The following is a 24,332-nucleotide window of genomic DNA, read 5'->3' on the forward strand; positions in this document are numbered from 1 at the left end:
GCCATGCCCGACTCCCGGAAACCGATAGCCAGAAACACGGGTGACAGCATGGATTTTGAAAAGTTATTGCGTTTGATGGTTGAGAAAGGTGGTTCCGACCTGTTTATTACAGCCGGGGTTCCACCCTCCATGAAGCTGAACGGTAAAGTTCATCCGGTGACCAAGAACGCGCTGACGCCGGAGCAGACCCGGGAATTCGTGTATGGGGCGATGAACGAGAAGCAGCAGCAGGAATTTGAAGCAAGCCACGAATGCAACTTTGCCATCAGTGCCCGTGGCATTGGGCGGTTCCGGGTGAGTGCCTTTTTCCAGCGTAACCTCTGCGGCATGGTGTTGCGGCGGATTGAGGTCAAGATTCCCCAGATTGATGACCTGAGCCTTCCGGGTGTCATCAAGGACCTGGCCATGACCAAGCGGGGTCTGATCATGTTTGTGGGCGCTACCGGCACCGGTAAGTCGACGTCGCTGGCCGCCATGCTCGGGCATCGGAACCGGAACAGCCGGGGCCACATTATTTCCATCGAAGACCCCATCGAATTCGTTCACCAGCACCAGGGCTGCATCGTGACCCAGCGGGAAGTGGGTATCGATACCGAAAGCTTCGAGGTGGCGCTGAAAAACACCCTGCGCCAGGCGCCGGACGTAATTCTGATTGGTGAGGTGCGTACCCGCCAGACCATGGAATACTCGGTGCAGTTCGCGGAGACCGGTCACCTGTGTCTGGCCACCCTGCACGCTAACAACGCCAACCAGGCACTGGACCGGATTATCCAGTTTTTCCCGCCAGAACAGCACAACCAGATCTGGATGGACCTGTCGCTCAACCTCAAGGCCATTGTGGCGCAGCAACTGATTCCCACACCGGACGGGCAGGGCCGTAAGGCGGTTATCGAAGTACTGATCAACACGCCGCTGGTCGCAGACCTGATCCGCAAGGGCGAGGTTCACCGGCTCAAGGAACTGATGTCCAAATCCCGGGAATCCGGCATGCAGACTTTTGACCAGGCGCTGTACGACCTTTATTCCGAAGGCTCGATCACCTACGAGGATGCTCTGGCCCATGCCGATTCCGCCAATGACCTGCGTTTGATGATCAAGCTGGGCGCCGACTCCCAGGGGGCGGACAAGCTGTCTTCCAGTGTCGACAAGCTTTCGATTCAGGACGACTGAGCAGAATCCGTTGGCCAGGCCCCTGAAATGAAGAACTCTGTTCATCGAAGTTAAGAGTTCTTCATTTGCAGTTAACGATCTGCACTGTTGTACTTTCCCTCTATAGGGGGGAATTTATGTTTAAAAACAAAGTGTTGCTAAAGTCGGCCATTCATCTTGGAATCCTTTCAGCTGTGGCCGTTCCCGGTGTCGCCTTAGCCGGCGGTTTTTCGCTGAACGAGCAGAGCGCCAGCGCCATGGGCGTTGCCAACGCCGGCACCGCCGCCAACCCTGAAAACGCCACGACCGTTTTTTTTAACCCTGCGGGCATGAGCCAGCTGTCCGGCACCAATATGTCGTTCGGTGCTGCGGTTCTGAACATTGATGCCGAGCTCAAGGATGGCACTGGCAGTGCCCGTCGTGATGACGGCCGTCCGGTGAACGGCGAAAGTGGCGGCGACATTGCCGACCCGGCGGTACTTCCCAATTTTTACATAACCCACGAGGTCAACGACTGGCTGGATGTAGGCTTTGGCCTTAACGCGCCATACGGCCTGGCGGCCGATTACGAGGATGACTTCAAGGGTCGCTTCTTTGCCGACGAGACCGAGCTGACGGCGATCTCCTTTAGCCCTTCCTTTGCCGTGAATGATGGTAACGGCTTCTCCATGGGTGCCGGTATCAACATCATCTACGCCGAAGGCAAGCTGACCAAGTTCCAGGATTACAGCGGTACGGAAGCCCAATTACGCAGCGCTGGTCAGACCGTACCGCCGGGAACACTGAGAGACGGCTATGCCGACATCGAAGGCAATGATGTAGCGGTCACTTTCTCCTTCGGTATGCTCTGGGAGCTGACCGAGAAGACCCAGGTTGGCTTTTCAGGGCAGACAGGCACGGAATTGGAACTGGAAGGCGATGCGGAAATCGGGAATTTCCCCGCGTTTTCGCCAACAGCAGGACTCAGCCAGGCAACCGTCACTGAAAAAGCGCAGGTGCCGCTGGAAATCCCTGAAAGCATTACCTTTGGCGCACGCCACCGCCTCACTGACTCCGTCACGCTGCTGGCGGGTGCAACCTGGGCAAAATGGAGCCGTTTTGAGGCTCTGGACGTTGAGAGCCGGGAGGATAATGGTCCGGTGTCATCACGGACCGGGCCCGGCCTGGGGGATGACGACCTGATCGCCCATGTGTCAGAGAACTGGCAAGACACCTGGCAGGCCAATCTGGGTGCGATCTGGCAGACGTCGCCAGAGTGGGCCCTGAAAGCTGGCTATGCCTGGGACGAGTCGCCGGTGAACGACGAGTTCCGCACAGCGCGGATTCCTTCCGGTGACCGCGAATGGCTAACATTGGGCGCTCAGTATGCGCCAGCCCGCTCAGGCTGGACGGTGGATCTGGCGGCAGGTGTTCTGCTGTTCGATGACGAAGAAGTAGATGAACAGAACTACGACGTTAACGACAACCCCACGCCCGGTCAGGCGCGGTTCCAGGGCACTTACGAACTGGATGCATGGAGCGCGGGGGTTCAGGTCAGCAGGAAGTTCTGAAGCGGCTGACCTGACCCGATGCGGGAGTTAATGCTCGACGACCTGGCCACGGTAGATGATGGTTTTGCGCCGGGTCGGCGCTGACTCACCGTCAGACACTGGGGTGGGGGGTTCCGGGTCGGCCACGGGTTGACCCCGGTACATCCGTCTGGGTCTGCCCTGGTTGCTACCATCACTTCCGGTTTCCTCCGCCCTGGGCATTTCCAGGTGCGGGATCTGGGGCGCAAGAGTCTCCCAGGTTTTCATCAGATGGGATGACCGGGTTTTACCCGCAAACTCGGCCAGACGGCGTTCAAGGTGATCTTCGGTAAGGTGCAGTTTGACTCCGAATTCGGACTGGATCAGCCGGCGACACTGGTGAACAAGCTTCAACAGGCCGGGATTCAGCAGCCAACTGCGTTCGGATGCCATAGTGGACATGGTGGGTGCCTCGAAAGTAGAGATGTCACAACCTGGCCAATGAACCGGTCTGTTCACTGGCCGACCAATCTCTACTTTGCGAAATCCGTGCCGTTCGGGCGATGATCCGCCGAAAGCCGCCTAGAATCGGGCTTTCAGGGAGTGAGGCTGGGTTAGCTCCAGCTGTTTCAGGCACAATTTCTGGGCAGAACCGAACTCCGGCGCCAGTATTCAGTGCGCTTCATCCCAGTTGTTGCCCACACCTGCCTCTACCAGCAGTGGTACATCCAGGCTAGCAGCAGCCGACATCCGGGATTCCAGGCCCTTGCAGATGGTGTCCAGGGCATTTTCTTTCACTTCCAGAATCAGTTCGTCGTGTACCTGCATGATCATGCGGGCATCGTCGGCATGATTATTGATTAGCCAGTCCTCCACGCTCATCATCGCCAGCTTGATGATGTCAGCAGCACTGCCCTGCATGGGCGCGTTAATCGCTGTGCGCTCCGCGCCCTGTTGCAGTTGTTTATTGCGGGCGTTGATTTCCGGCAGATACAGGCGCCGGCCGAACAGCGTTTCCACGTAGCCGTCGTCGTGGGCCTGTTTGCGGATGTTGTCCATGTACTTCAGAACGCCGGGGTAGCGCTCGAAGTAGCGGTCAATGTATTCCTGGGCCTGATTCCGCCCGACGTCCAGTTGCCGGGACAGGCCAAAGGCCGACATGCCATAGATCAGGCCGAAATTGATAGCCTTGGCGCTCCGGCGCTGGTCGCTGGAAACGCCGTCCACCCCGACACCGAAGACTTCTGCGGCGGTCGCCTTGTGAATGTCTTCGCCTTTCTCAAACGCGGTCAGCAGGCCTTTATCGCCGGATAAGTGGGCCATGATACGCAGCTCAATCTGGGAGTAGTCCGCCGCCACCAGCTTGTAGCCTTCCGGCGCAATAAAGGCCTGGCGAATACGCCGCCCCTGCTCACTGCGAATGGGAATGTTCTGCAGGTTGGGCTCTGACGAGGACAGCCGTCCGGTTGCCGTTACTGCCTGGTGGTAGGAGGTATGAATCCGCCCGGTGCGGTGGTGGATGAGCTCCGGCAGAGTGTCGGTGTAGGTGGACTTCAGCTTGCTGAGGCTGCGGTGTTCCAGAATCAGGTGAGGTAGACGGTGATCGTGGGCCAGTTCCTGCAATACCGGCTCGGCGGTCGAGGGAGCGCCCTTGGGGGTTTTCTTGACCACCGGCAGCCCCATCTTTTCATAGAAGATGGTCTGAAGCTGCTTGGGGGAACCCAGATTGAAGACCTCGCCTGCCTCTTCGTGGGCTTCCTTTTCCAGTTCTGCCATCCGCTCAGCCAGTTCCTGGCTGTGGCGGCGCAGGGTGCTGGCGCTGATCATGGCGCCACGCTGCTCCATGCGCGACAGCACGGGCACCAGCGGCAGGTCGATTTTCTCGTAGACGTCTTTCAGGCGGCCGGTTTCGGCAAGTCGGGGCCTTAGCACCTGATGCAGGCGCAGGGTGACGTCGGCGTCTTCCGCGGCATAGGGGCCGGCCTGTTCCAGATCTATCTGGTTAAAGGTCAGCTGCTTGGCGCCTTTGCCGGCAATGGATTCAAAAGAAATGGTCTGTTCACCCAGATACTCCAGCGCCAGCGCATCCATATTGTGGCGGGAAGCCACGGAATTGAGCACGTAGGATTCCAGCATGGTGTCTTCGGCAATGCCCTGGAGTTGGATACCGTGATTGGCCAGCACGTTCATGTCGTATTTCAGGTTCTGGCCCACTTTGGCCTGTTTCGGGTCTTCCAATATGGGGCGCAGTTGCTCCAGAACATAGTCACGCTCCAGCTGTTCCGGCGCGCCCATGTAATCGTGCCCGAAAGGCACATAGGCGGCTTCACCCGGCTCGATGGCGAAGGACACGCCCACAACTTCGGCGTCCATATAACGCAGGCTGGTGGTTTCCGTATCGAAGGCGAACAGGGTCGCTTTTTTCAGGCGTTCAAGCCATTTGGCCAGCGTTTCCTTGTCGGTGATCACGCTGTAGTTCTTTTTGGTGCTGGTCTGTTCGGGTGTGTCGCTACTGGTTTCTGCGCCTGTTGCTTGCGGGTCGGTCGCATTTTCACTGCCGCTTTCCAGCTCATTGATCCAGGACCGGAACTCGTATTCCCGGAACAGGTCCAGCAATTCCTCATCGTTCTGTTCACGCAGTTGCAGGTCTTCCAGGCCGAAATCAAGCTCCACATCGGTGCGGATGGTGGCCAGATCGTAACTCAGTGGCAGGGTTTCAGCGGCTTCGCGGAGGTATTCGCCGATCTTGCCTTTCACTTCGTCGGCGTGCTCGATGACTTCGCTCAGGCTGCTCCAGGTCTGCAGCCATTTAACCGCGGTTTTGGGGCCGCATTTGTTGACGCCGGGAATGTTGTCGACTTTATCGCCGACCAGAGCCAGGTAGTCGATGATCTGTTCCGGTTTGACCCCGAATTTTTCAACCACGCCGTCCCGATCCATCCGGGTATCGGTCATGGTGTTGATCAGGGTGACATGGTCGCTGACCAGCTGGGCCATGTCCTTGTCACCGGTTGAGATCACCACATCGATGCCCTTGCTGGTGGCTTCGTGAGCCAGGGTGCCAATGACGTCATCGGCTTCCACACCTTCAACAATGAGCAGCGGGAGGCCCATGGCTTTCACGATCTGGTGAATAGGCGGAATCTGCACCCCCAGGTCTTCCGGCATGGGGGGGCGGTTGGCCTTGTAGTCTTCATACATATCGTGGCGGAAGGTTTTACCCTTGGCGTCGAAAACCACCACCATTTTTGACCCCGGGTAATCCTGCTCCAGCTTGCGGAGCATGCTGATCACACCCTTGATGGCGCCAGTGGGCTGGCTTTTGCTGGTCATCAGTGGCGGTAGCGCGTGGTAGGCACGGAACAGGTAGGATGAGCCGTCTACCAGAACGACTGGTGGAGTATTCTTCGATGTCATGTCAGAACGGACCCGGATAGTGATTGAAGCAAGGGTTGGCTTGTGCAAATCTGTGGTTATCAACAACCGTTGGCATCAGAGGTTAACATGAAACCAGATTTGATCGCCGCTATCACCTCTTTGACCCCACTCACGGCTGTCACCCTGGCAATAATGGCCATTGCGGCAACGCCGACGTCGGCACAGCAGACCAGTGAGCCTGTTGAGACGCCAGATGAACCTGTGGTTGTGTCGGATTATCAGCCGCCGGGCTCAGCGGCGCAGATTGTGATTCGCCCGGGCAATGATAACGAAGTCTTCTACGAGTATCGCGTTAATGGCGAACTGGTGGAGATCAAGGTAGTGCCGGAAATTGGCCCGGAATATTATCTGGTGCCCGCCGATGGTGGCGGCTGGATCCGGGAAACGGAAACCGACCTGTTGGTGCCCAGCTGGGTGCTGTTTCGCTGGTAACTCAGATCAGATCGACCGCAACCCCGTCTGACCGACGGCTTTCCCGGCCTTCGCTGTCTACTGCGGTTACGCTGAATTCATAGGCGCCAGGCTTGAACGGATCCAGAGGGAAGGCACTGCCGTCGCTGACTGGATGGGAAATGCTCTGGAAGGCGGTCTGATGCCTCAGCCGGTAATAGATCCGATACTCACTGATGTCGCTTTGATAAAGACGGGAACCGTCCTCCCGGGTGGTAGGTGCTTCCCATCTCAGCGTTGGACGATCCGCCGTTCCGCGGGGTGTCTGGCCCAGGGTGTCCTGAAGGGAAGACACGGCGCCGTTCAGCCGGTTTTCAGCCACAACTGCCGCATCGGCGGAGTCTGCCCTGGAGGACTCGCCTGAACTGACTTTGCAGCCGCCAGCCAACAGGGCAAAGGCAAGAATCAGGCACAGGGCGGTAAAGGCGCGGGCTCTGTGGGAAGGTTTGCTGTCTGTCATGAGGGGTCTCTTGGTCAACAGGTTCTATCAGCCAACGGGTCGGGAGTATGCCTCGGGGAGAAAAATCATCAAGTGACAGTTCTGTAAATCTTGCCCTTCAGCGCAGCGCAGATTTTTTTCCTATTAGTATGATCATTCTAATTTTTGAGCTTACTCTGCAACGGTGAAGTCAGAAAACGGCCCGATAAACGTGGCCATGACGATGCAGCTTTAAAACCAGTAAACACGCATCAAGACCTTTAAGGAGAAAGACTATGGGTAAGCTCAAAACATATCAGGAACAGCTTCAGGAAATCGTAGAGAAAGGCATCAATGCCGCTGAAGAGCAGCAGAAGAAGCTGGCCTCCAAGCCGTTCGAGTACGCCGAAAAGCTTGAAAGCGAAGCTCGCGAGTACAGCGTTAAAACTCTGCGTACCCGTTACTATGGCTACAGCGAAAACCTGTTCGAGCAACTGCGTTCGCTGAACACCAAGTTCGGTAGCTTTGCTGCTGACCTGGTTGCCAAGCTTGAGAAAGAAGTGGCTGAAGGCGCTGACGAAGTTTCTGACGCCGCTGACTCTGTGAAAGAGTCTGTAGAGGCCAAGAAGCCAGCTGCCAAGAAGCCAGCGGCCAGAAAGCCGGCTGCAAAGAAAGCAACTGCTTCAGCCTGATAGGGCAGAGTCAGAGTGCAGAGAGGCCGCCTCCGGGCGGCCTTTTTATTGGTTGCGAGGTCTAGGAATTATTGTTTTCCGGTGGTACTTCAAGCGGAAGTGTTCGGGGCTTGTCGGTAATAATCTCGAGCCGCTCGATGTCTTGCAGGAACTGACGCTTCACCGCGTCAATGTCGGCTTGCTGAGCACTGATTTCACGCTCGATTTCCCGAATGTTGGATTCAAGTCGACGGATTTTTTTCAGAATGCCCTCGGGGATCTCGCGGCCTGAACGCTCAAGATCAGCGGCACGCTCCTGCTCCGAATCCAGCTGGCTTTCGATGACCGAAATGTTGCCGCGCTTGAGCTGGGAAAGACCTCTGAGTTCGCGGATTTTTCGGTACATGGCCCGTACGGCTTCATCCGGGTGACTGAACCGCTCCAGCAGTTTTTTATCCAGAGCCAGTTGGCGGGCCTTTGCCTCTTCCTGGCGTTTGCGGGCTTCCCGCGCGGCGATTTCTTCCGCAGTTGGCGCCGGATCAATGGTTTCGATGACGCGGCCATTGTTGTTGAGGATGTCGTAGCCGCGCTTGGATGCAGACTGGGGAATGGTGTTGCTGATGACGACCTGACCGTTTTCGTCAGTATAGCGATACATATTGGCGGTCGCCGTTGCCGCAAAAAGTAGCAGGGCGACAGCGGAAGCTGCGATAACGGGCTTGATCAGCTCATTCATGGTAATGGGTCGCACTCGGGTAAACGGATGAAGCTTATCGAAGCATACCAAAAGCCACGCAATATGCCATGTGGCGTATCAGATCCCGTAGGCCTGCTGGTAAGTGGCAACCCGTGCCGCATGCTCCTCGAAGCCGGGTCTGGAGTTGAGGTAGTCGAGGACCTGGTCCAGCTTGATAATGCTGACCACGGGGATACCAAAGGTGTCCTGGACTTCCTGGATGGCCGATTTGTCGCCGGTGCCCCGTTCCTGGCGGTCCAGGGCAATCAGCACTCCCGCGGGCCTGGCGCCAGCGTTATGGATCAGATCCATGGATTCACGAATGGCGGTACCGGCGGTAATAACGTCGTCAACCACCAGGACCTCGCCCTGCAATGGAGCGCCAACAATATTGCCGCCTTCGCCGTGATCTTTCTTTTCTTTACGGTTGAACGCAAAAGGTTTGTTGATGCCATCTGCGGCCAGGGCCATGGCAGTCACGGTCGCCAACGGAATGCCCTTATAGGCTGGACCGAAAATAATGTCATAATTCAGGCCGCTGCGTTCAAGCGCGGCGGCATAGGCTTTGCTTAGTTCTAGCAGGTCTTCGCCAGTATTGAACAGGCCCGCGTTGAAAAAGTACGGACTGGTACGGCCGGATTTAAGCGTGAAGTCGCCGAAACGCAGAACATCGCGACGAATGGCGAACTCGATGAAATTCTTCTGATAGTCATGCATGGCAAGGTGTCTGGCGGGTCTGAAGCTTTATTTGAGACGTAAAAACAGTATCATACACTCAAACAAGATCAGGGAACACGTATGCGTGTCGTAACGATTAGCGTCAACGGCCTGGCTCAAGCCGTTGAGAAAGGTTTCTTTGAATGGCTGGCCGGGCAGGATGCCGATGTGGTCTGCGTTCAGGATCACCGTATGCGCGCCTACGAAGTCGAGGATTTCAACCTTATCCCTGAGGGTTACCAGGCCTACTTTATAGACGGCGAGCGCAACGAGGACGGCGGCGTTGGCATCTACACCCGCCATTTCCCCAAGGCGATCATGTATGGCTTTGCCAATGAACAGGCGGACCGTGAAGGACGCTTCATTCAGGCGGATTTTGACAAGGTGTCTGTTGCTTCCGTTCTGGCACCCTGCGCGCTTGGCCGTGAGGAAGAACTGACCGGTAGCGACGATCTGACGGTTCTGGACCACAAGGATGAGTTTCTGGAGTCTTTCGGGCTGCATATGCAGAAGACCCTGCGCAAGCGCAGGCAGTTTATTTTCTGCGCCAATCTGCAGACCGCCCACCACGTGACCGATGCCAGCCCCTTGTACCACAAGCTGGATTTCTCTGGCTTCCTGCCCCATGAGCGGGCGTGGCTGGACCGTCTGTTTGATGAAATGGGCTGTGTTGATGCATTCCGCGATCTGAACAAGCAGAGCAATCAGTTCACCTGGTGGCCGGAGCAGGCGGAAGGTTCCCGTAAAAAGGCGGGGATTCGGGTGGATTACCAGCTGCTCACGCCGGGTATTCGCAAAACGGTAGTGGACGGCTGGATTGATGACTCAACCCGGTTTTCTGACCATGCGCCGGTGATTATGGATTACGATATTGAGATCGGCATCTAGGGCTTTTGGCGCGGGAGTAAGCGTGCCCGGAAAAGACACCCTCTCCGGACACGCGGAACGGAGGCACCTTAGCCGGCCAAAGCCGCCTTCTGAGCCTCAAACAACTGGTTAATCCCCAGCTTCGCCAGCTTCAACATTCCATCCAGTTCTTCCTGCTCAAACGGCGCACCTTCCGCTGTTCCCTGAATCTCAATGAACCCGCCTTTGTCCGTCATGATCACGTTCATGTCGGTCTCAGCTTCTGAATCCTCTGGATAATCCAGGTCCAGAACGGGCGTTCCTTTGTAAACGCCCACAGAGAATGCAGCGATCATCTGCTTCAGCGGTGATGTCTTCAGCCGACCCTCTTTAACCAGAAAGTTCAGCGCATCCACCAGGGCCACGCAGCCACCGGTAATGGCAGCGGTGCGGGTGCCGCCGTCGGCCTGGATGACGTCGCAGTCGATGGTGATGCTGTGCTCGCCCAGTGCCTTCATGTCAACGGCGGCTCGTAGAGAGCGGCCAATCAGGCGCTGGATTTCAACGGTGCGGCCACCCTGTTTGCCACGGGCGGCTTCGCGGCCCATGCGGCTGCCGGTGGAGCGGGGCAGCATGCCGTATTCGGCGGTGATCCAGCCCTGTCCCTGGCCACGGAGGAAAGGCGGCACCTTGTTTTCCACGGAGGCGGTGCAGATCACTTTGGTATCGCCAAACTCAACCAGTACCGAGCCTTCGGCGTGGCGGGTAAATTGGCGGGTGATTCGGATATCGCGGGGTTGTTCCGGCGTTCTTCCGCTCGGTCTCATAATGATTCCTGATGCTGCTGGTGTGTGGAAAGGGCGCAAAGTATAACACGCACGGATAAACGGGGTGTTCTGCTAGACTGAACGTTGAACACATCAGCAAAACCGGGTGCCTTACGAGGGATTTATGATTCGAAGTATGACAGCGTTCGCCCGCTGTGATGTTCAGGGTGACTGGGGCGCGCTGACCTGCGAAATACGAACGGTCAATCACCGCTACCTGGAGCCGTCTTTCCGTATTCCGGACGCCCTCCGTGAGCTTGAGAACCGCTTTCGCGACCAGCTGCGGACCCAGCTTCGCAGAGGCAAGGTCGACGTTGCGCTGCGCTTTCAGTCCACCGAAACCAGCTCCAGCCTGCAGGTCGACGAGTCCATGGTTCATGCGGTCAATGAGGCGGCCCGGCAGATCAACCGCATGCTGGATAACCCGGCCGATCTGAATGCTCTGGATATTCTGCGCTGGCCCGGCGTTCTTATCTCAGCGGAACAGGACTACAGCGCTGCCAGGAAAGCCGCAGAAAGCCTGTTTGCGGACACGGTCGCGCAACTGCAAACCGTTCGCGAGCGTGAAGGTGAGCGCCTGCGCCCCCTGTTCGAGGAGCGGCTGAATACCATGGCAATACTGGTGGCAGATGTACGGGCATTGATGCCAGAGTTGCTCAAGGCCCAGGAAGAGACGCTGAGAAAGCGGTTCGAGCAGGCAAAAGTGGAACTGGCCCCGGAGCGTATAGCCCAGGAAATGGTGATGCTGGCGCAGAAGTCTGATGTGGCAGAGGAACTGGACCGCCTGGATGCCCATATTCAGGAAGTGACTGATGTCTTTCTCAGTGACGAGGCCATCGGCCGCAAGCTGGACTTCCTGATGCAGGAGCTGAACCGGGAGGCCAATACCCTCAGCAGCAAAAGCATTGATGCCAGGGTCACCCGCGCTGCGGTGGACCTGAAAGTGCTGATCGAGCAGATGCGAGAGCAGGTGCAGAACGTTGAATAGGTGTCGCAGGGTGCGGCAGCGATTCAAAGACCTTATAATCCCGGCTTCATTGTTTCGGTGGCAGCCGGGCTTGTCCCGCGGCAGCTGTTAATCCGTGTAGGCCCGGAGTTGTTTGCGTCATGAGTCAGAAATCAGAACAAGGCACCCTTTACGTGATTTCCGCCCCGTCAGGCGCTGGCAAAACCAGCCTTGTGGCGGAAATGCTTAAGGCGGACGAGAAACTGGGGGTTTCTGTATCACACACAACCAGGCCCATGCGTGCCGGTGAGCAGGACGGCGTAAACTACCATTTTGTCAGCCGTGCGGATTTTGAGGCGATGATCAATCGCGGCGATTTCCTGGAGCACGCGGACGTTTTCGGTAACTACTATGGCACGTCTCAGGTCTGGGTGAGAGAGACCCTGGCCCAGGGACAGGACGTTATCCTGGAGATTGACTGGCAGGGCGCGGAACAGGTGCGGCGCCAAATGCCCGACTGCGTCGGTATTTTTATTGTGCCACCGTCGCCGGAAACCCTGAAAGCTCGTTTGACCGGCCGTGGTACAGACACGCGGGAAGTGGTGGAGCGGCGCCTGAACGAAGCGGCGGACGAATGCAGCCATGCCGGTGAGTTTGACTACCTGGTGGTCAACGATGATTTCGCGGTGGCGCTGGCGGACCTGCTGGCGATTGTACGCTGCCACCGTCTACGCATGCAGGCCCAGCAGGCCCGGTATTCGGGATTGCTGATCCGCCTGTCCGAGCGGCACTGAAGTGTCTGGCCCGCTTATTTCTGTATACAAATTGAGCCGGCGCCAGTAAACTACGCGGTCTGCTGAAATCAGCCATTTTTTCAATATCGGGGATGTTATGGCACGAGTAACTGTTGAAGATTGTCTCGAAAACGTTGATAACCGCTTCCAGCTGGTAATGCTGGCCACCAAGCGCGCGCGTCAGCTCGCCACCAAGGGTTTCGAGCCTCTGGTACCGGAAGAAAACGACAAACCAACAGTGATCGCCTTGCGCGAAATCGCCGAAGGCAAGATTGGCCGTGAGCTGCTTGCCGAGGAAGACGACGAATAAGCTGCAAGTTTCTGCAGTAGAGCATTGAAATCCGTTGCTCCGCTTTTATAGTGTATAGATAGAGTGCATTGACGGAATCACCTCGGAAGGACCCGAATGTTCGCATTCGGGTTTTTTTGTCCCTGAACAAAGGATCAAAGACGGAGGCGCGGTGTCGGCAGAGGCGACAGTTGAGGTGCTGGCCGGTGAGCTAAGTACCTATCTCGATTCCAATCGCATCAACCAGGTGCGACGTGCCTACTATTATGCCGAACAAGCCCACGAAGGCCAGATGCGCCGCAGCGGCGACCGTTACATCACCCATCCGCTGGCGGTTGCCCATATTCTTGCCAGCCTGAGGTTGGACCATCAGAGCCTGATGGCGGCCATGCTCCACGACGTTATTGAAGACACCGGAATTCCCAAGGAAGCCCTGGCCGAGCAGTTCGGGGAAGACGTCGCCGAGCTGGTGGACGGTGTCAGCAAACTGACCCAGATTGAATTTCGCACCCGTGCCGAAGCCCAGGCGGAAAACTTCCAGAAAATGACCCTGGCCATGGCCCGGGATATCCGCGTGATTCTCGTGAAACTGGCCGACCGGCTGCACAATATGCGCACGTTGGGCCCCATGCCCTACGAGAAACGCCAGCGGATTGCCAACGAAACCCTGGATATATACGCCCCCATCGCCAACCGGCTGGGTATGCATTCGATCTGTACCGAGCTGGAAGATCTGGGTTTTTCGTCGCTTTACCCCATGCGGTCGAAATACATTTCCAAGGCGGTGGCCAAGCTTCGGGGCACCCATCGGGAAATCATCGATGACATCCGCGGCAAGCTGGAAGAAAAGCTGGCCGAGCGGGGCCTGCCGGGCCGGATTCAGGGGCGCGAAAAACACCTGAACAGCATCTACAACAAGATGAAGTTCAAGCACAAATCTTTCCATGAAATCATGGACGTTTATGCCTTCCGGATCATCACCGACACGGAAGACGACTGCTATCGTATTCTTGGCGCGGTTCATAGCCTCTACAAGCCGCTGCCCGGCCGTTTCAAAGACTACATCGCCATGCCCAAGGCAAACGGCTACCAATCATTGCACACCACGCTGTTTGGCATGCACGTGAACATCGAGATCCAGATTCGTACCGAGGAAATGGAGCATATCGCCAATAACGGTATTGCCGCTCATTGGATGTACAAGAACGAGCCGTCGAACATTACCACCGCCAACCAGACCCGCGTCGACCAGTGGGTCAAAGGGCTGATGGAAATGCGCGAGCGGGCCGACGATTCTCTGGAATTCATCGAGCACGTCAAAGTTGACCTGTTCCCGGATGAAATCTACGTGTTCACGCCCAAGGGCCGGATCATGGAGCTGCCCCGTGGCGCCACGCCGGTGGATTTTGCCTATGCGATTCACACGGATATCGGCAATGCCTGTGTCGCCTGTCGGATCAACCGTAATCTGGGTTCACTGAGCCAGACCCTGCAAAGCGGCCAGACCGTCGAAATTATTACCGCGCCCGGTGCCCGCCCCAATCCCGCGTGGCTCAGCTTCGTGACCACTGGCAAGGCCCGAAGCAGCATTCGCCATGTGCTGAAGAATCAGCGCAGGGCAGAATCCCTTGAGCTTGGCCGCACACTGCTGAAAAAATCCCTGAAGGGCTTTGGCGCAAAATTGTCGGATATTGGGGAAGCCCAGATCGACACGGTGGTCAGACACAACCAGGTTGAAAGTTTTGATGACCTCGTTAGCGACATCGGTCTGGGCAATCGCATGGCCTATCTGGTGGCGCGGCAACTGGTCAGCGGTGCGGGTGACGATGGCAAGTCGGACATATCCGCCACCGACATGAGCACAAACGACCGTGGATCGGTCACCATTCGTGGCACTGAAGGCCTGCTGGTGCGCTTTGCCAACTGCTGTAAGCCGATTCCGGGCGACCCGGTGGTGGGTACCATGGATTCCGGCAAGGGCCTGGTTATCCATTCTGACACCTGCTCGCGGCTGCCGGAGGACGACGAAGCCCGGGCCAATCTGACCCAGCTCAAATGGGCCAAGGACATTGCCGACGAGTTCTCCGTAGAGCTGCGTGTCGAACTCGAGCGCCAGCGTGGTGTTATTGCCGAGCTGGCCAACGCGGTGGCCATGGCCGATGGCAACATCGAGCGCATCAACGTTGAAGAGCAGAATGCCAAGCTCGGCGTTGTCAGCCTGGTGGTGCACGTGCACGGAAGGCGCCATCTGGCCCGGGTGATGCGCCGGATCCGCAACATCAAGGCGGTCACCCACATCAATCGTGTGCGTAACTGAGCGGGCTGTTGACAGCCCGGGTGCCGCAGGGTGACGATTGGCGTTTTGAACAGGGGAACAGAAAGTTCATGACCAACAAATCAATCATCCAGACTGAAAACGCACCGCAGGCCATTGGTACCTATTCCCAGGCTGTGAAGGCGGGCGATACAGTTTATCTGTCCGGCCAGATTCCACTGGACCCGCAAACCATGGAAGTCGTATCCGGTGATTTTGCTGCCAAGACCCGTCGGGTGTTTGAAAACCTGAAGGCGGTCTGTGAGGCCAGCGGCGGCGAGCTGAAAGACATCGTCAAGCTGAATATCTACATGACCGACCTGAGCAACTTCGCCACGGTCAATGAAATCATGGCGACTTACTTTCAGGAGCCTTACCCCGCCCGCGCAGCGGTGGGTGTCGCGGCGCTGCCCAAGGGCGTGCCGGTGGAGATGGAAGCGGTGATGGTTCTGAGTTAACCACGAAACCACGTGTCAAGACGTGGGTTCAGACGTAAAAAAGCGGCCCTTGGGCCGCTTTTTTTTATGAGTGCTGTTTCTGTTGCTCGATCATTTCGCCGTAGCCTGCCCGGAAATCCGGATAGGAAAACCGGAAGCCGGTGTCCAGCAGGCGCTGGTTGCTGCAGCGTTTACTGCCTGCGCGGCCGCCTTTGCGGGCGTCCGGGTCTGGTGCTTTGCAGGGAAGCTGTTGCCGTACCCAGGCGACAACTTCATCCAGCCGCGCGGGTTCGCAGTCGCTGGCCAGATAACAGGGCTCCAGGGGCGCTCCTGCAAGCGCCAGCCGGGTCAGATGACAAACCGCGCCAGCTGCATCAGCTTCATGAATGCGGTTGCTGTAGGGCGCCGGAGAGGCTGGGTCCATCTCGCCTTCCATCACAGCTTGCAGAAAACGCCTTCGGGACGGCCCGTAGATGCCGCTGAACCGGACTATGGTCGCCGGATGGGCGCTGGACTGGGCCGTTTTTTCGCCGTCCAGAATGATTTCGCCACTGAAACGGGCGGGTTCGGTCGGGCTGGTTTCATCCACCCAGGAATCGTCGTTCTGGGAATAGACACTGCTGCTGCTAATGAAAAAAAGCCGCTTCAGGGACTGGCCTTCAAGGGCATGGAGCAGATTGTTCAGGCCAGTGACGAACGCATTCTGATAGCCGGTCTCGTCATACTGGCTGGGGGTCAGGCAGTAGATCACGATGTCCAGTTGCTCCGGCAGGACAGACGCGAGTTGATCTCGATCCAGAAGGTCTGCTGCAACCGGTTGAACCGCCTCAGGAATCTGGCTGGCAGTGCGGCGCATGCCGAACACGCGAAAGTCTTCTGCAAGGCGCGAGGCGATGGCGCCGCCAAGGTTGCCGCAGCCGGCCACGAGAATCCGGGGTATTTGTTTGTCTTCAGTGATTGCCATAGGCAAACTCAATCCTTATGCTTTGGATAATAAATTACCGGAGCCCGCCATGACGCTCACCGAGTTACGATACGTTGTTACCCTGGCCCGCGAAAGGCATTTTGGCCGCGCAGCGGAGCGTTGTCACGTTAGCCAGCCTACCCTCAGTGTGGCTGTGAAAAAACTGGAAGACGAGCTGGGCATCCCGCTCTTTGAACGCAGTAAAAACAGTATCCGGGTAACGGAGACCGGAAAGCGGATCATCGAGCAGTCCCAGCGGGTGCTGGATCAGGTCAGCCTGATCAGGGACATGGCGCAGGATGGCAAGAATCAGCTGAACGCCCCACTGAAAGTGGGTGCGATCTACACCATCGGGCCCTATCTGTTCCCCCATCTGCTGCCGGAGCTGCGCCGTGGCGCACCGGATATGCCCCTGTATATAGAAGAAAACTACACCGCGACCCTGCGCCAGAAACTGCGCCAATCCGAGCTGGACGCCATCATCATCGCGCTGCCGTTTGAAGAGCCGGAAGTGGTTACGCTGCCCCTTTATGATGAACCGTTTGTGGTGCTCCTGCCCGGCGGACACCCCCTGACGAAACACGAAAGCCTGACTGCAGAACAGCTGGCGCAGGAGCAGTTGTTGCTGTTGGGCCCAGGCCATTGTTTCCGGGACCAGGTGCTGGAATCCTGCCCGCCGCTGGTGGCGGCTGTCAGCCGGCCCAAGGCCGCCAACGCCAAGTCGCCGGCGCTGGTGACGGAAGGCAGCTCCCTAGAGACCATTCGGCACATGGTGGCCTCTGGTCTGGGTATTACCGTTCTACCGCTGTCTGCGGCTACTGCGATGCAGTATGACGAGGATATCCTGGCGGTCAGGCCCTTTGCCCAACCGGTTCCTTATCGCACGGTTGCCCTGGCATGGCGGGTAACCTTCCCGCGGCCCAAGGCCATCGATGTGCTGTCCCTGGCCGCCAGCCAGTGCCGGGTGATTGAGAAGGCCAGATTGAAAAAAGCGGCCGACGCTGCTGCGTCTGCGACCTCTTCCTGAGCTGACGCATGACGTCACTGGACGACATCGACGTAACGGTTCTCAAAGGCGTTGGCAAAGCGCTGGCGGAGACCCTGGCGAAATTGGGTATCCATTCCCTGCAGGATCTGCTGTTCCATTTGCCGCACCGCTACGAAGACCGCACCCGAGTGATCTCCATGGGCCAGTTGCGAATCGGAGACGTGGCTGTGGTGGAAGGGGAGGTCATGAAAGCCGACCTGGTAATGGGCCGGCGCCGCAGCCTGCAGGTGACCCTGAAAGACAGCAGCGGGTTTCTGGTGATGCGGTTTTTCCACTTCAATGCCGCGCAGAAAAACCAGTTGTCCGAGGGCGCCCGGGTGCGCTGCTTTGGTGAGGTCCGACCAGGCCGTGCCGGTTATGAATTCTACCACCCGGAATACCAGGTTAATCCGCCGCCCATGCCTTCCCAGGGTGAAGCAACCCTGACGCCGGTTTACCCCCTCACCGAAGGTATTCAGCAGCCCCGGGTACGTTCCCTGTGCCAGCAGGCACTGACTTACCTGAAACGCTATCCCATCCGCGACTGGTTACCTGCCAGCATTATGGCGCAGTACCAGCTGCCGGGAATTTCCGAGGCTGTGGCACTGGTGCACTCACCGCCTGCCAATGCCCCGGTCCATCTGCTGATGGAAGGTCGTCATCCGGCCCAGCAGCGGCTGGTGATGGAGGAGTTGCTGGCCCATCAGCTCAGCCTGTTGAAGGTCCGCCAGCAGATCCAGGCTCGGGAGGCGCTGCCGCTATTGCCCACCGGAGACCTGCCAGAGCGCTTTCTGGATGCCCTGCCATTCAGACTGACCGGTGCCCAGCGCCAGGTTATGACCGAAATCCGTCAGGATCTGAGCCAGCCCCTGCCCATGCTCCGCCTGGTTCAGGGGGATGTCGGGTCCGGCAAAACCGTCGTAGCCGCCCTGGCGGCTCTGCAGACCATCGGCGCCGGAGCCCAGGTGGCTCTGATGGCGCCTACAGAGATTCTGGCCGAGCAGCATTATCAGAACTTCAAGGGCTGGCTGGAACCCCTGGGTATCCAGCTTGCCTGGTTGTCCGGCAAGGTGAAGGGAAAGCCCCGTGAAGCCGCTCTGGCAGCGGTCGCCAGTGGCGAGGCTGCGGTCATTATTGGCACTCATGCGCTGTTTCAGGGCGACGTTCATTTCAACCGGCTGGCGCTGGTGATCGTCGACGAGCAGCACCGCTTCGGGGTGCACCAGCGCCTGGCACTGCGCGAAAAAGGCGTGGGTGGAACCCTGGCACCCCACCAGTTAATCATGACCGCGACGCCCATTCCCCGCACCCTGGCGATGAGCGCCTATGCGGATCTGGACACTTCGGTCATTGATGAGCTGCCACCGGGCCGCAAGCCCATTGAAACCATTGTGATCCCGGACAGTCGCCGGGACGATGTCACTGATCGGGTGAGGAAGGCCTGCATGGCAGGGCGACAGGCCTATTGGGTATGCACGTTGGTTGAGGAATCCGAGGCTCTACAGTGTCAGGCAGCGGAGGCCACGGCGGAAGAGCTGGCAGAAAGGTTGCCCGATCTCAAAGTGGGCCTGGTTCACGGGCGGCTGAAAGCCGCTGAAAAAGCGGAAATGATGGACCGCTTCAAGCAGGGCGAGCTGGACCTGCTGGTGGCGACCACGGTGATTGAAGTCGGGGTTGACGTTCCAAACGCATCGCTGATCATTATTGAAAATCCCGAGCGCCTTGGCCTTGCCCAGCTGCATCAGTTGCGCGGGCGGGTGGGCCGCGGCGAAGAGGCCAGTTTCTGTGTGCTGATGTACCACCCGCCGCTGTCACAGAATGGCAAGGCCCGCCTGCAGGCCCTGCGGGACAGCCAGGATGGCTTTGTGATTGCAGAGAAAGATCTGGAAATCAGGGGGCCCGGCGAAGTACTGGGTACCCGCCAGACCGGCATGATGCAGTTCCGGTTGGCCGATTTTGAGCGTGACCAGGGATGGATCGAGCCCGTCCGGGCCATGGCCCCGCAGCTTATGGGGCAACCGGACCGGGTTGACGGCCTGATACGTCGCTGGCTGGGTGAACGCACTCGATATGGTGATGTGTAAGGTTGCCGAGCTTTTTCTACCCTATAATCAGAACCAGGAAAACGGTGGAACCGACACAGCAGACCGACCAAGGGAGAAATCTATGGAACTACCTGTCGCAGTCAGGCAGGCGCTGGGCGAGGCCGCATCGGAGGTATCACTCCGGGACCTGGGCCAGGCCAGGCAAGAACAGCTGTTGCGAATGGTACTTCTCAGCGATGACCAGGGCAGCCTGCAGGCTATCTGCCGGCATGGGGATCTGCTGGACATCAGCGCCCTGAACAAAAAACTGAATCGTGACCTGCGCATGATGAACAAACGCGATCAGGCGCAGGCCAGACAGCGGGCAGGGCTGAGCGAAATGCCACCCCTGCCGTCCCTGACGGGCTGGCGAACCGTGGTCGATGAACGGGTCGACCGGATGTCTTCGGTGGCCATCGCCCTGGTTGAACAGAACCTGTGCCTGGTCATGCCCCGTGAGGACTTCCAGGCCGTGATCCAGAGCGCCGAGCGGCATTCGTTTTCGGTCGCTTCGGACTCCATTGCGGTCAACCTGGACAGCCCGGAGGAAGACCAGGCGCAGTTACATTCCGCGATCCGCAAATTCACCAGCCTGCGTATCCAGCAGCGTCTGGAAGATACCCTGGAGCTGCCCCCACTCCCGGAAACCGCCCAGCGGATCATCCATTTGCGGGTGAATCCCAATGCGGTCATGGGGGATCTTGTGGACGTTGTGGAAAGTGACCCCAGCCTGGCAGCACAGGTGGTCAGCTGGGCCTCGTCGTCTTTCTACGCGGCGGCGGGCCAGGTCAAATCCGTTCATGACGCGGTGTCGCGGGTGCTTGGATTTGACCTGGTGATGAACCTGGCCATGGGGCTGTCTCTCGGCCGAGCACTGAAGACGCCACAGGACCATCCCGAAGGCTATGTCGATTACTGGCAGCAGGCCATCTGGCAGGCCCAGTCGTCCGGGATACTGGCCAGCATGATGCCAAGGGGGCAGCGTCCGGTTTTTGGTCTGTCCTATCTGGCGGGCCTGCTGCACAACTTTGGTTATCTGGTGCTGGCGCAGGTGTTTCCTCCGCATTTCAAGCTGGTCTGCCGGAATCTGGAAGTGAATCCGCATATGGACTCGTCCGTGGTTGAGCATTTCCTTCTGGGCGTCAGCCGCGAGCAGATTGCTTCTCAGCTGATGCAGAACTGGGGCATGCCGGATGAAGTCAATCTGGCGATTCGTTACCAGAAGAACCCCGGTTACGACGGCCCTTATGCGGTCTACGGCAAGCTGCTGTGGCTTGGGCGCCAGTTGCTGATCGAACGGGGCGTTGCGCTGGGGGCGGGGCAGGAAGTGCCCTCGGAACTCTATGCATCTCTCGGGCTTGACCGGGACAAGGTCTCAGAGCAGTTTGATCAGCTTGTGGAAAGCAAAGACGTGGTCATGGCCATGGCAGGGATGATGAACCCGCAATAAGCAAGAGGAAAATCAGAGGGCCTGTTCGCGCAGGGCGACGGCAGCCTCGCGAATACGGCCCGCGTGGGTTTCTTCGATCGCCCGGCGCTCCTTATCCATTTTTTCTACGAACCGTGTGTCGGTCTCCTGCCGGGCCCGATGCGTGGGCATGTGCTGGATCAGGTCGTGAACTTCCTGAAATACCGCAAATGGCGGTTGCTCCAGCAGTTCAGGTTTGACGTGGTCAAGTAAACCCTTGATGCGCAGGCAAGCCTCGGAATACTCCATCTGCTCTGCCTCTACCGCCATGGCCAGCACCTGAATGCTTTCTACCATGCTTGCGCGCCGCTGCTTCTGGAACGCCTCGGTTTTTTCCTGTCGCCGTTTGCTGGCCTGCAGGGTGCGGAGCTGGCGGACAATAAAACCGGCCAACAGAGCGATGGCGATTACACCACCGATGATCAGGGCCCACTGCAGCCACTGGGGCATAGAATTCTCCAGGATTGATGATGCGCCGGTCAGGCGCGTTTGCGCTGGCGGTCTGCTCGCCAGACTTTTACGTTAACGCTCTGGCCATTGAGTACGGATGTGCCCGCCAACGGATCAACCTGCTCGTCGCTGATAATATCGTTAATGCTGGCTCCGGCGTGGGCTTCGGCCACCGATTGTCCGATGCCAGTACGGTCGTGGCCCCAGCCGTGGGGCACGGACACGACGCCTGGCATGATGTCGTCAGTAATTTCCACCGGCAGTACAATTTTCCCGGTGGCCGAGCTCACCTCCGCCGAATCACCCGCCTGAAGGCCGGAGCGCGCAGCGTCCTTCGGGCTGATGATCAGGGTACAGCGTTCCTTGCCTTTTACCAGCCGCTGGCTGTTGTGCATCCAGGAGTTATTGCTGCGCACATGGCGACGACCTATCAGCAACAGGTCCATTGTTGCCGGTTGCGCCAGAAGCTCGTGCAGCCGGTCAAGGTCCGCAAGATAACGCCTGGGAGCAAGATTGACTTTCTGGTCTGGGGTGAACAGCCGCCCTGGCATACAGGGGCGAAGCGCGCCCAGGTCTACGCCATTTGGTAACTGGCTCAGCGCCTTGATGGACAGGCCCTTGGGCAGATCCTGCCAGTGACGGTTCAGGGGGCTCAGTTTCGCCAGGCCCCGAACCGGATGGTTCTGCGGCAGAATATCCATCACCAGATCAATGGCGGGCTGAACAAGGCCCCGGGCAGGCCCGATGTCGGCGCCGTAGGGGCCGGAGCGCAGCATCAGATCCAGGATCGGGTCCGGGCCTATCTGTTTGAACGCGCGCCAACCCGCTTCCATACGCAGTGGGAGGCGCCCGCCTGCATTGAGCTTTTCCAGGCGGTGGGCCAGTTCCAGCATGATCTGCCAGTCGTGGCGGCTGTCTTCGCCTGCATCATAAAGCGCGGGGCTGTACTTGGCGGTGTTGCGAACCGCGAACATGCTGAAAATCAGGTCGTAGTGGCTGCGTTCCAGCCCCGCCGTGGGCGGCAGAATCACGTCCGCATGGCGGGTGGTTTCGTTCAGGAAGTAATCCACCGACACCATGAAATCAAGATTGCTGAAGGCTTCGTCCAGGCGGCTGCCATTAGGGCTGGACAGTACCGGGTTCCCTGCAACTGTTACAAAGGCGCGAATCTGGCCTTCACCGGGGGTCAGCATTTCGTCGGCCATGGTGCTTGAGGGAAACTCGCCGCCGAATTCCGGCAGCTTTTTAACCCGACTGAAGCGGCGGCCAAAGTGCCCTTTCTGGCCGCCCACAGCGCCCAGGGCGACCATATCGATGGCGGGCTGGGTGAACATCACGCCGCCGGTGGTGTCCAGTTTGCCGGTGAGAATATTCAGCACATAAGCCAGCCAGGTGGCCAGGCCGCCGAAGGCCTGGGTGCTGGTGCCCATCCGGCTGTAGAGTGCGGCTTTGCGGGTGTTGGCCAATTGGCGCGCCAGATTGCGAATGTCCTCAGCGGCCAGCCCGGTATGGTCGCTGACGGCTTCCGGCCTGAAGCCAAGGGAGGCCAGACGGATCAGGTCCACGTCTTTGGTCCATTTCTCGGCATGACCAAGATCCACCAGTTTTTCTTCGAACAGCGTGTGCACCATCGCCATCATCAGCAGAGCATCGGTGCCGGGGCGAATGAAATGGAATTCGTCGGCAATTTTCGCGGTTTCGGTGCGCCGGGGGTCGATGACCACCAGCTTGCCGCCCCGAGCTTTCAGGCTTTTGATCCGGCCCCGGAAATCCGGCACCGACATCAGGCTGCCGTTGGATGCCATGGGGTTCGCGCCAATGCAGATGAACAGATCGGTGCGGTCAATATCCGGAATCGGAAACAGGATCTGATGGCCAAACATCTCCAGACTGGCCAGCATATGGGGCAACTGGTCGTTGGACGTGGCTGAAAACCGGTTCTGGGTGCCCAACGCTTTCAGGAACGGCATCCCGGCGATCAGCGCGCCGTGGTTATGCACGTTGGGGTTGCCCAGGTAGGCGCCGACGCTGTTACGGCCATGTTCCTTGCGCACCCGGTGAAGCTTTTCTGCCACCAGGTCCAGAGCTTCGTCCCAGTCCATTTCCTGCCAGCCATCGGCGGTGCGGCGCACCGGTTTGCGAAGCCGGTCCGGGTCTTCGTGCAGGTCCTGAAGTGCCGTGGCCTTGGGGCAGATGTAACCCTGGCTGAGCGGATCGTCAACGTCACCCTTGATCGACTGGATGTGCCCATCCTGAACCTCGATGGCAATGCCGCACATGGCCTCGCATAAGTGACAGGTGCGGTAATGGGTGCCGTTTTCCATGGGCTTTTTCTCCGGTTCTTCATCATCAGATTGTCGGGTTCAGGTGCAAATCAGATTATCAGGAAAGCCGGGTGATGGGAAAACAGGGCACTGCGGGCCCGGGATCAAAAAGGCCAGTCGCGGGGACTGGCCTGACCGTACTGAACCCAAAGTTCAGATTGGTGGCGCTGATGATGATTTCAGGCCGGCGAATTCTCGTCACTGGAGAGCACTGACAGCAGGCGTTGCGCGTGCTCGGCCGCTTCACTGCCTAGACTGGTGAGGTAGCCGCCATCTTTTTGCGTAATCAGTCCCTTTCCGTGCAATCTTTCCGCTGCCGCCACAGCGTCGGCCGAGGCTGAATGGCTGTGTACCTTGATGCCCTCGTTGATCGAAGAGAGGTTGAACAGCGATAGCAGATTCAGTTCTGCCAGGTGGTCATTGGTGAAGGCCATAACGTTTCCTCTGAATGGGCGTTCATACAGTCTGGAAGCGA

Annotated in this window: 23 protein-coding genes; 13 read left to right on the forward strand and 10 right to left on the reverse strand. The window is 58.2% G+C overall.

Annotated features, from left to right (window positions below; genetic code table 11):
- Positions 1–48: 48 nt before the first annotated feature.
- Together E5Q11_RS15880 and E5Q11_RS15885 are read left to right on the forward strand one after the other, a co-directional pair.
- Entirely contained in the window at positions 49–1,170 is a 1,122-nt protein-coding gene (locus E5Q11_RS15880; RefSeq protein WP_135804434.1) for a PilT/PilU family type 4a pilus ATPase, read from the forward strand.
- Positions 1,171–1,286: 116 nt separating this feature from the next.
- Entirely contained in the window at positions 1,287–2,699 is a 1,413-nt protein-coding gene (locus E5Q11_RS15885; RefSeq protein ID WP_135804435.1) for an OmpP1/FadL family transporter, read from the forward strand.
- A 27-nt stretch (positions 2,700–2,726) separates the two neighbouring features.
- Here E5Q11_RS15885 and E5Q11_RS15890 read toward each other — a convergent pair whose 3' ends face one another.
- Together E5Q11_RS15890 and polA are read right to left on the reverse strand one after the other, a co-directional pair.
- Positions 2,727–3,119 carry a hypothetical protein gene (locus E5Q11_RS15890; RefSeq protein ID WP_135804436.1) on the reverse strand — a complete coding sequence of 131 codons (393 nt, stop codon included), beginning with the start codon at positions 3,117–3,119 and terminating at the stop codon, positions 2,727–2,729.
- A gap of 210 nt (positions 3,120–3,329) precedes the next feature.
- Positions 3,330–6,074: a DNA polymerase I gene (polA, locus tag E5Q11_RS15895; RefSeq protein WP_135804437.1), complete on the reverse strand. Its 2,745-nt coding sequence runs from the start codon at positions 6,072–6,074 to the stop codon at positions 3,330–3,332.
- Between the two features lie 153 nt (positions 6,075–6,227).
- On the opposite strand from polA, the gene E5Q11_RS15900 reads away from it, so the two are divergent.
- Positions 6,228–6,527, forward strand: a complete 300-nt coding sequence (locus E5Q11_RS15900; RefSeq protein WP_135804501.1) for a DUF2782 domain-containing protein — start codon at positions 6,228–6,230, stop codon at positions 6,525–6,527.
- A gap of 1 nt (position 6,528) precedes the next feature.
- On the opposite strand, the gene E5Q11_RS15905 is transcribed toward E5Q11_RS15900, so the two are convergent.
- Positions 6,529–7,005, reverse strand: a complete 477-nt coding sequence (locus E5Q11_RS15905) for a fibronectin type III domain-containing protein (RefSeq protein ID WP_135804438.1) — start codon at positions 7,003–7,005, stop codon at positions 6,529–6,531.
- Positions 7,006–7,259: 254 nt separating this feature from the next.
- On the opposite strand from E5Q11_RS15905, the gene E5Q11_RS15910 reads away from it, so the two are divergent.
- Complete coding sequence (locus tag E5Q11_RS15910) at positions 7,260–7,655, forward strand: hypothetical protein (protein WP_135804439.1); 396 nt, start codon at positions 7,260–7,262, stop codon at positions 7,653–7,655.
- A 61-nt stretch (positions 7,656–7,716) separates the two neighbouring features.
- Here the strand turns inward: E5Q11_RS15910 and E5Q11_RS15915 are convergent, their stop codons facing one another.
- Both E5Q11_RS15915 and pyrE read right to left on the reverse strand, forming a co-directional pair.
- On the reverse strand, positions 7,717–8,370 hold the full coding sequence (locus E5Q11_RS15915; protein ID WP_135804440.1) for a DUF4124 domain-containing protein: 654 nt from the start codon (positions 8,368–8,370) through the stop codon (positions 7,717–7,719).
- A gap of 78 nt (positions 8,371–8,448) precedes the next feature.
- Positions 8,449–9,087, reverse strand: a complete 639-nt coding sequence (gene pyrE / locus E5Q11_RS15920; RefSeq protein ID WP_135804441.1) for an orotate phosphoribosyltransferase — start codon at positions 9,085–9,087, stop codon at positions 8,449–8,451.
- 81 nt (positions 9,088–9,168) lie between these two features.
- Here pyrE and E5Q11_RS15925 point away from each other — a divergent pair, with 81 nt between their 5' ends.
- Positions 9,169–9,975 carry an exodeoxyribonuclease III gene (locus E5Q11_RS15925; protein ID WP_135804442.1) on the forward strand — a complete coding sequence of 269 codons (807 nt, stop codon included), beginning with the start codon at positions 9,169–9,171 and terminating at the stop codon, positions 9,973–9,975.
- A gap of 68 nt (positions 9,976–10,043) precedes the next feature.
- Here the strand turns inward: E5Q11_RS15925 and rph are convergent, their stop codons facing one another.
- Positions 10,044–10,760, reverse strand: coding sequence for a ribonuclease PH (rph, locus tag E5Q11_RS15930; protein ID WP_135804443.1), 717 nt, complete (start codon positions 10,758–10,760; stop codon positions 10,044–10,046).
- A gap of 124 nt (positions 10,761–10,884) precedes the next feature.
- On the opposite strand from rph, the gene E5Q11_RS15935 reads away from it, so the two are divergent.
- The 5 genes from E5Q11_RS15935 (at position 10,885) to E5Q11_RS15955 (ending at position 15,561) form a co-directional block, all read left to right on the forward strand.
- Positions 10,885–11,748, forward strand: coding sequence for a YicC/YloC family endoribonuclease (locus E5Q11_RS15935; protein ID WP_135804444.1), 864 nt, complete (start codon positions 10,885–10,887; stop codon positions 11,746–11,748).
- Positions 11,749–11,867: 119 nt separating this feature from the next.
- Positions 11,868–12,500 carry a guanylate kinase gene (gene gmk / locus E5Q11_RS15940; protein ID WP_135804445.1) on the forward strand — a complete coding sequence of 211 codons (633 nt, stop codon included), beginning with the start codon at positions 11,868–11,870 and terminating at the stop codon, positions 12,498–12,500.
- Between the two features lie 97 nt (positions 12,501–12,597).
- On the forward strand, positions 12,598–12,810 hold the full coding sequence (gene rpoZ / locus E5Q11_RS15945) for a DNA-directed RNA polymerase subunit omega (protein WP_135804446.1): 213 nt from the start codon (positions 12,598–12,600) through the stop codon (positions 12,808–12,810).
- Between the two features lie 151 nt (positions 12,811–12,961).
- The gene (locus E5Q11_RS15950; protein WP_135804447.1) at positions 12,962–15,106 is read left to right on the forward strand and encodes a RelA/SpoT family protein; all 2,145 of its coding nucleotides are present in this window, start codon (positions 12,962–12,964) and stop codon (positions 15,104–15,106) included.
- 68 nt (positions 15,107–15,174) lie between these two features.
- The gene (locus E5Q11_RS15955; protein WP_135804448.1) at positions 15,175–15,561 is read left to right on the forward strand and encodes a RidA family protein; all 387 of its coding nucleotides are present in this window, start codon (positions 15,175–15,177) and stop codon (positions 15,559–15,561) included.
- A 64-nt stretch (positions 15,562–15,625) separates the two neighbouring features.
- Here the strand turns inward: E5Q11_RS15955 and E5Q11_RS15960 are convergent, their stop codons facing one another.
- On the reverse strand, positions 15,626–16,504 hold the full coding sequence (locus tag E5Q11_RS15960) for an NAD-dependent epimerase/dehydratase family protein (RefSeq protein WP_135804449.1): 879 nt from the start codon (positions 16,502–16,504) through the stop codon (positions 15,626–15,628).
- 49 nt (positions 16,505–16,553) lie between these two features.
- Here E5Q11_RS15960 and E5Q11_RS15965 point away from each other — a divergent pair, with 49 nt between their 5' ends.
- The 3 genes from E5Q11_RS15965 to E5Q11_RS15975 all read left to right on the forward strand — a co-directional run bounded on the left by E5Q11_RS15965 (position 16,554) and on the right by E5Q11_RS15975 (position 21,065).
- Entirely contained in the window at positions 16,554–17,531 is a 978-nt protein-coding gene (locus E5Q11_RS15965) for a hydrogen peroxide-inducible genes activator (RefSeq protein WP_135804450.1), read from the forward strand.
- Positions 17,532–17,539: 8 nt separating this feature from the next.
- The gene (gene recG / locus E5Q11_RS15970) at positions 17,540–19,615 is read left to right on the forward strand and encodes an ATP-dependent DNA helicase RecG (protein ID WP_135804451.1); all 2,076 of its coding nucleotides are present in this window, start codon (positions 17,540–17,542) and stop codon (positions 19,613–19,615) included.
- A gap of 82 nt (positions 19,616–19,697) precedes the next feature.
- Positions 19,698–21,065, forward strand: coding sequence for an aminoacyl-tRNA deacylase and HDOD domain-containing protein (locus E5Q11_RS15975; RefSeq protein WP_135804452.1), 1,368 nt, complete (start codon positions 19,698–19,700; stop codon positions 21,063–21,065).
- A 12-nt stretch (positions 21,066–21,077) separates the two neighbouring features.
- Here E5Q11_RS15975 and E5Q11_RS15980 read toward each other — a convergent pair whose 3' ends face one another.
- The 3 genes from E5Q11_RS15980 to E5Q11_RS15990 all read right to left on the reverse strand — a co-directional run bounded on the left by E5Q11_RS15980 (position 21,078) and on the right by E5Q11_RS15990 (position 24,291).
- Positions 21,078–21,533: a DUF2489 domain-containing protein gene (locus E5Q11_RS15980; protein ID WP_135804453.1), complete on the reverse strand. Its 456-nt coding sequence runs from the start codon at positions 21,531–21,533 to the stop codon at positions 21,078–21,080.
- Positions 21,534–21,562: 29 nt separating this feature from the next.
- Positions 21,563–23,857: a molybdopterin-dependent oxidoreductase gene (locus tag E5Q11_RS15985; RefSeq protein ID WP_135804454.1), complete on the reverse strand. Its 2,295-nt coding sequence runs from the start codon at positions 23,855–23,857 to the stop codon at positions 21,563–21,565.
- A gap of 179 nt (positions 23,858–24,036) precedes the next feature.
- Entirely contained in the window at positions 24,037–24,291 is a 255-nt protein-coding gene (locus E5Q11_RS15990; protein WP_135804455.1) for a TIGR02647 family protein, read from the reverse strand.
- Positions 24,292–24,332: the final 41 nt, after the last annotated feature.

The sequence above is a fragment of the Marinobacter confluentis genome (assembly GCF_004785685.1).
Lineage (GTDB): Bacteria > Pseudomonadota > Gammaproteobacteria > Pseudomonadales > Oleiphilaceae > Marinobacter > Marinobacter confluentis.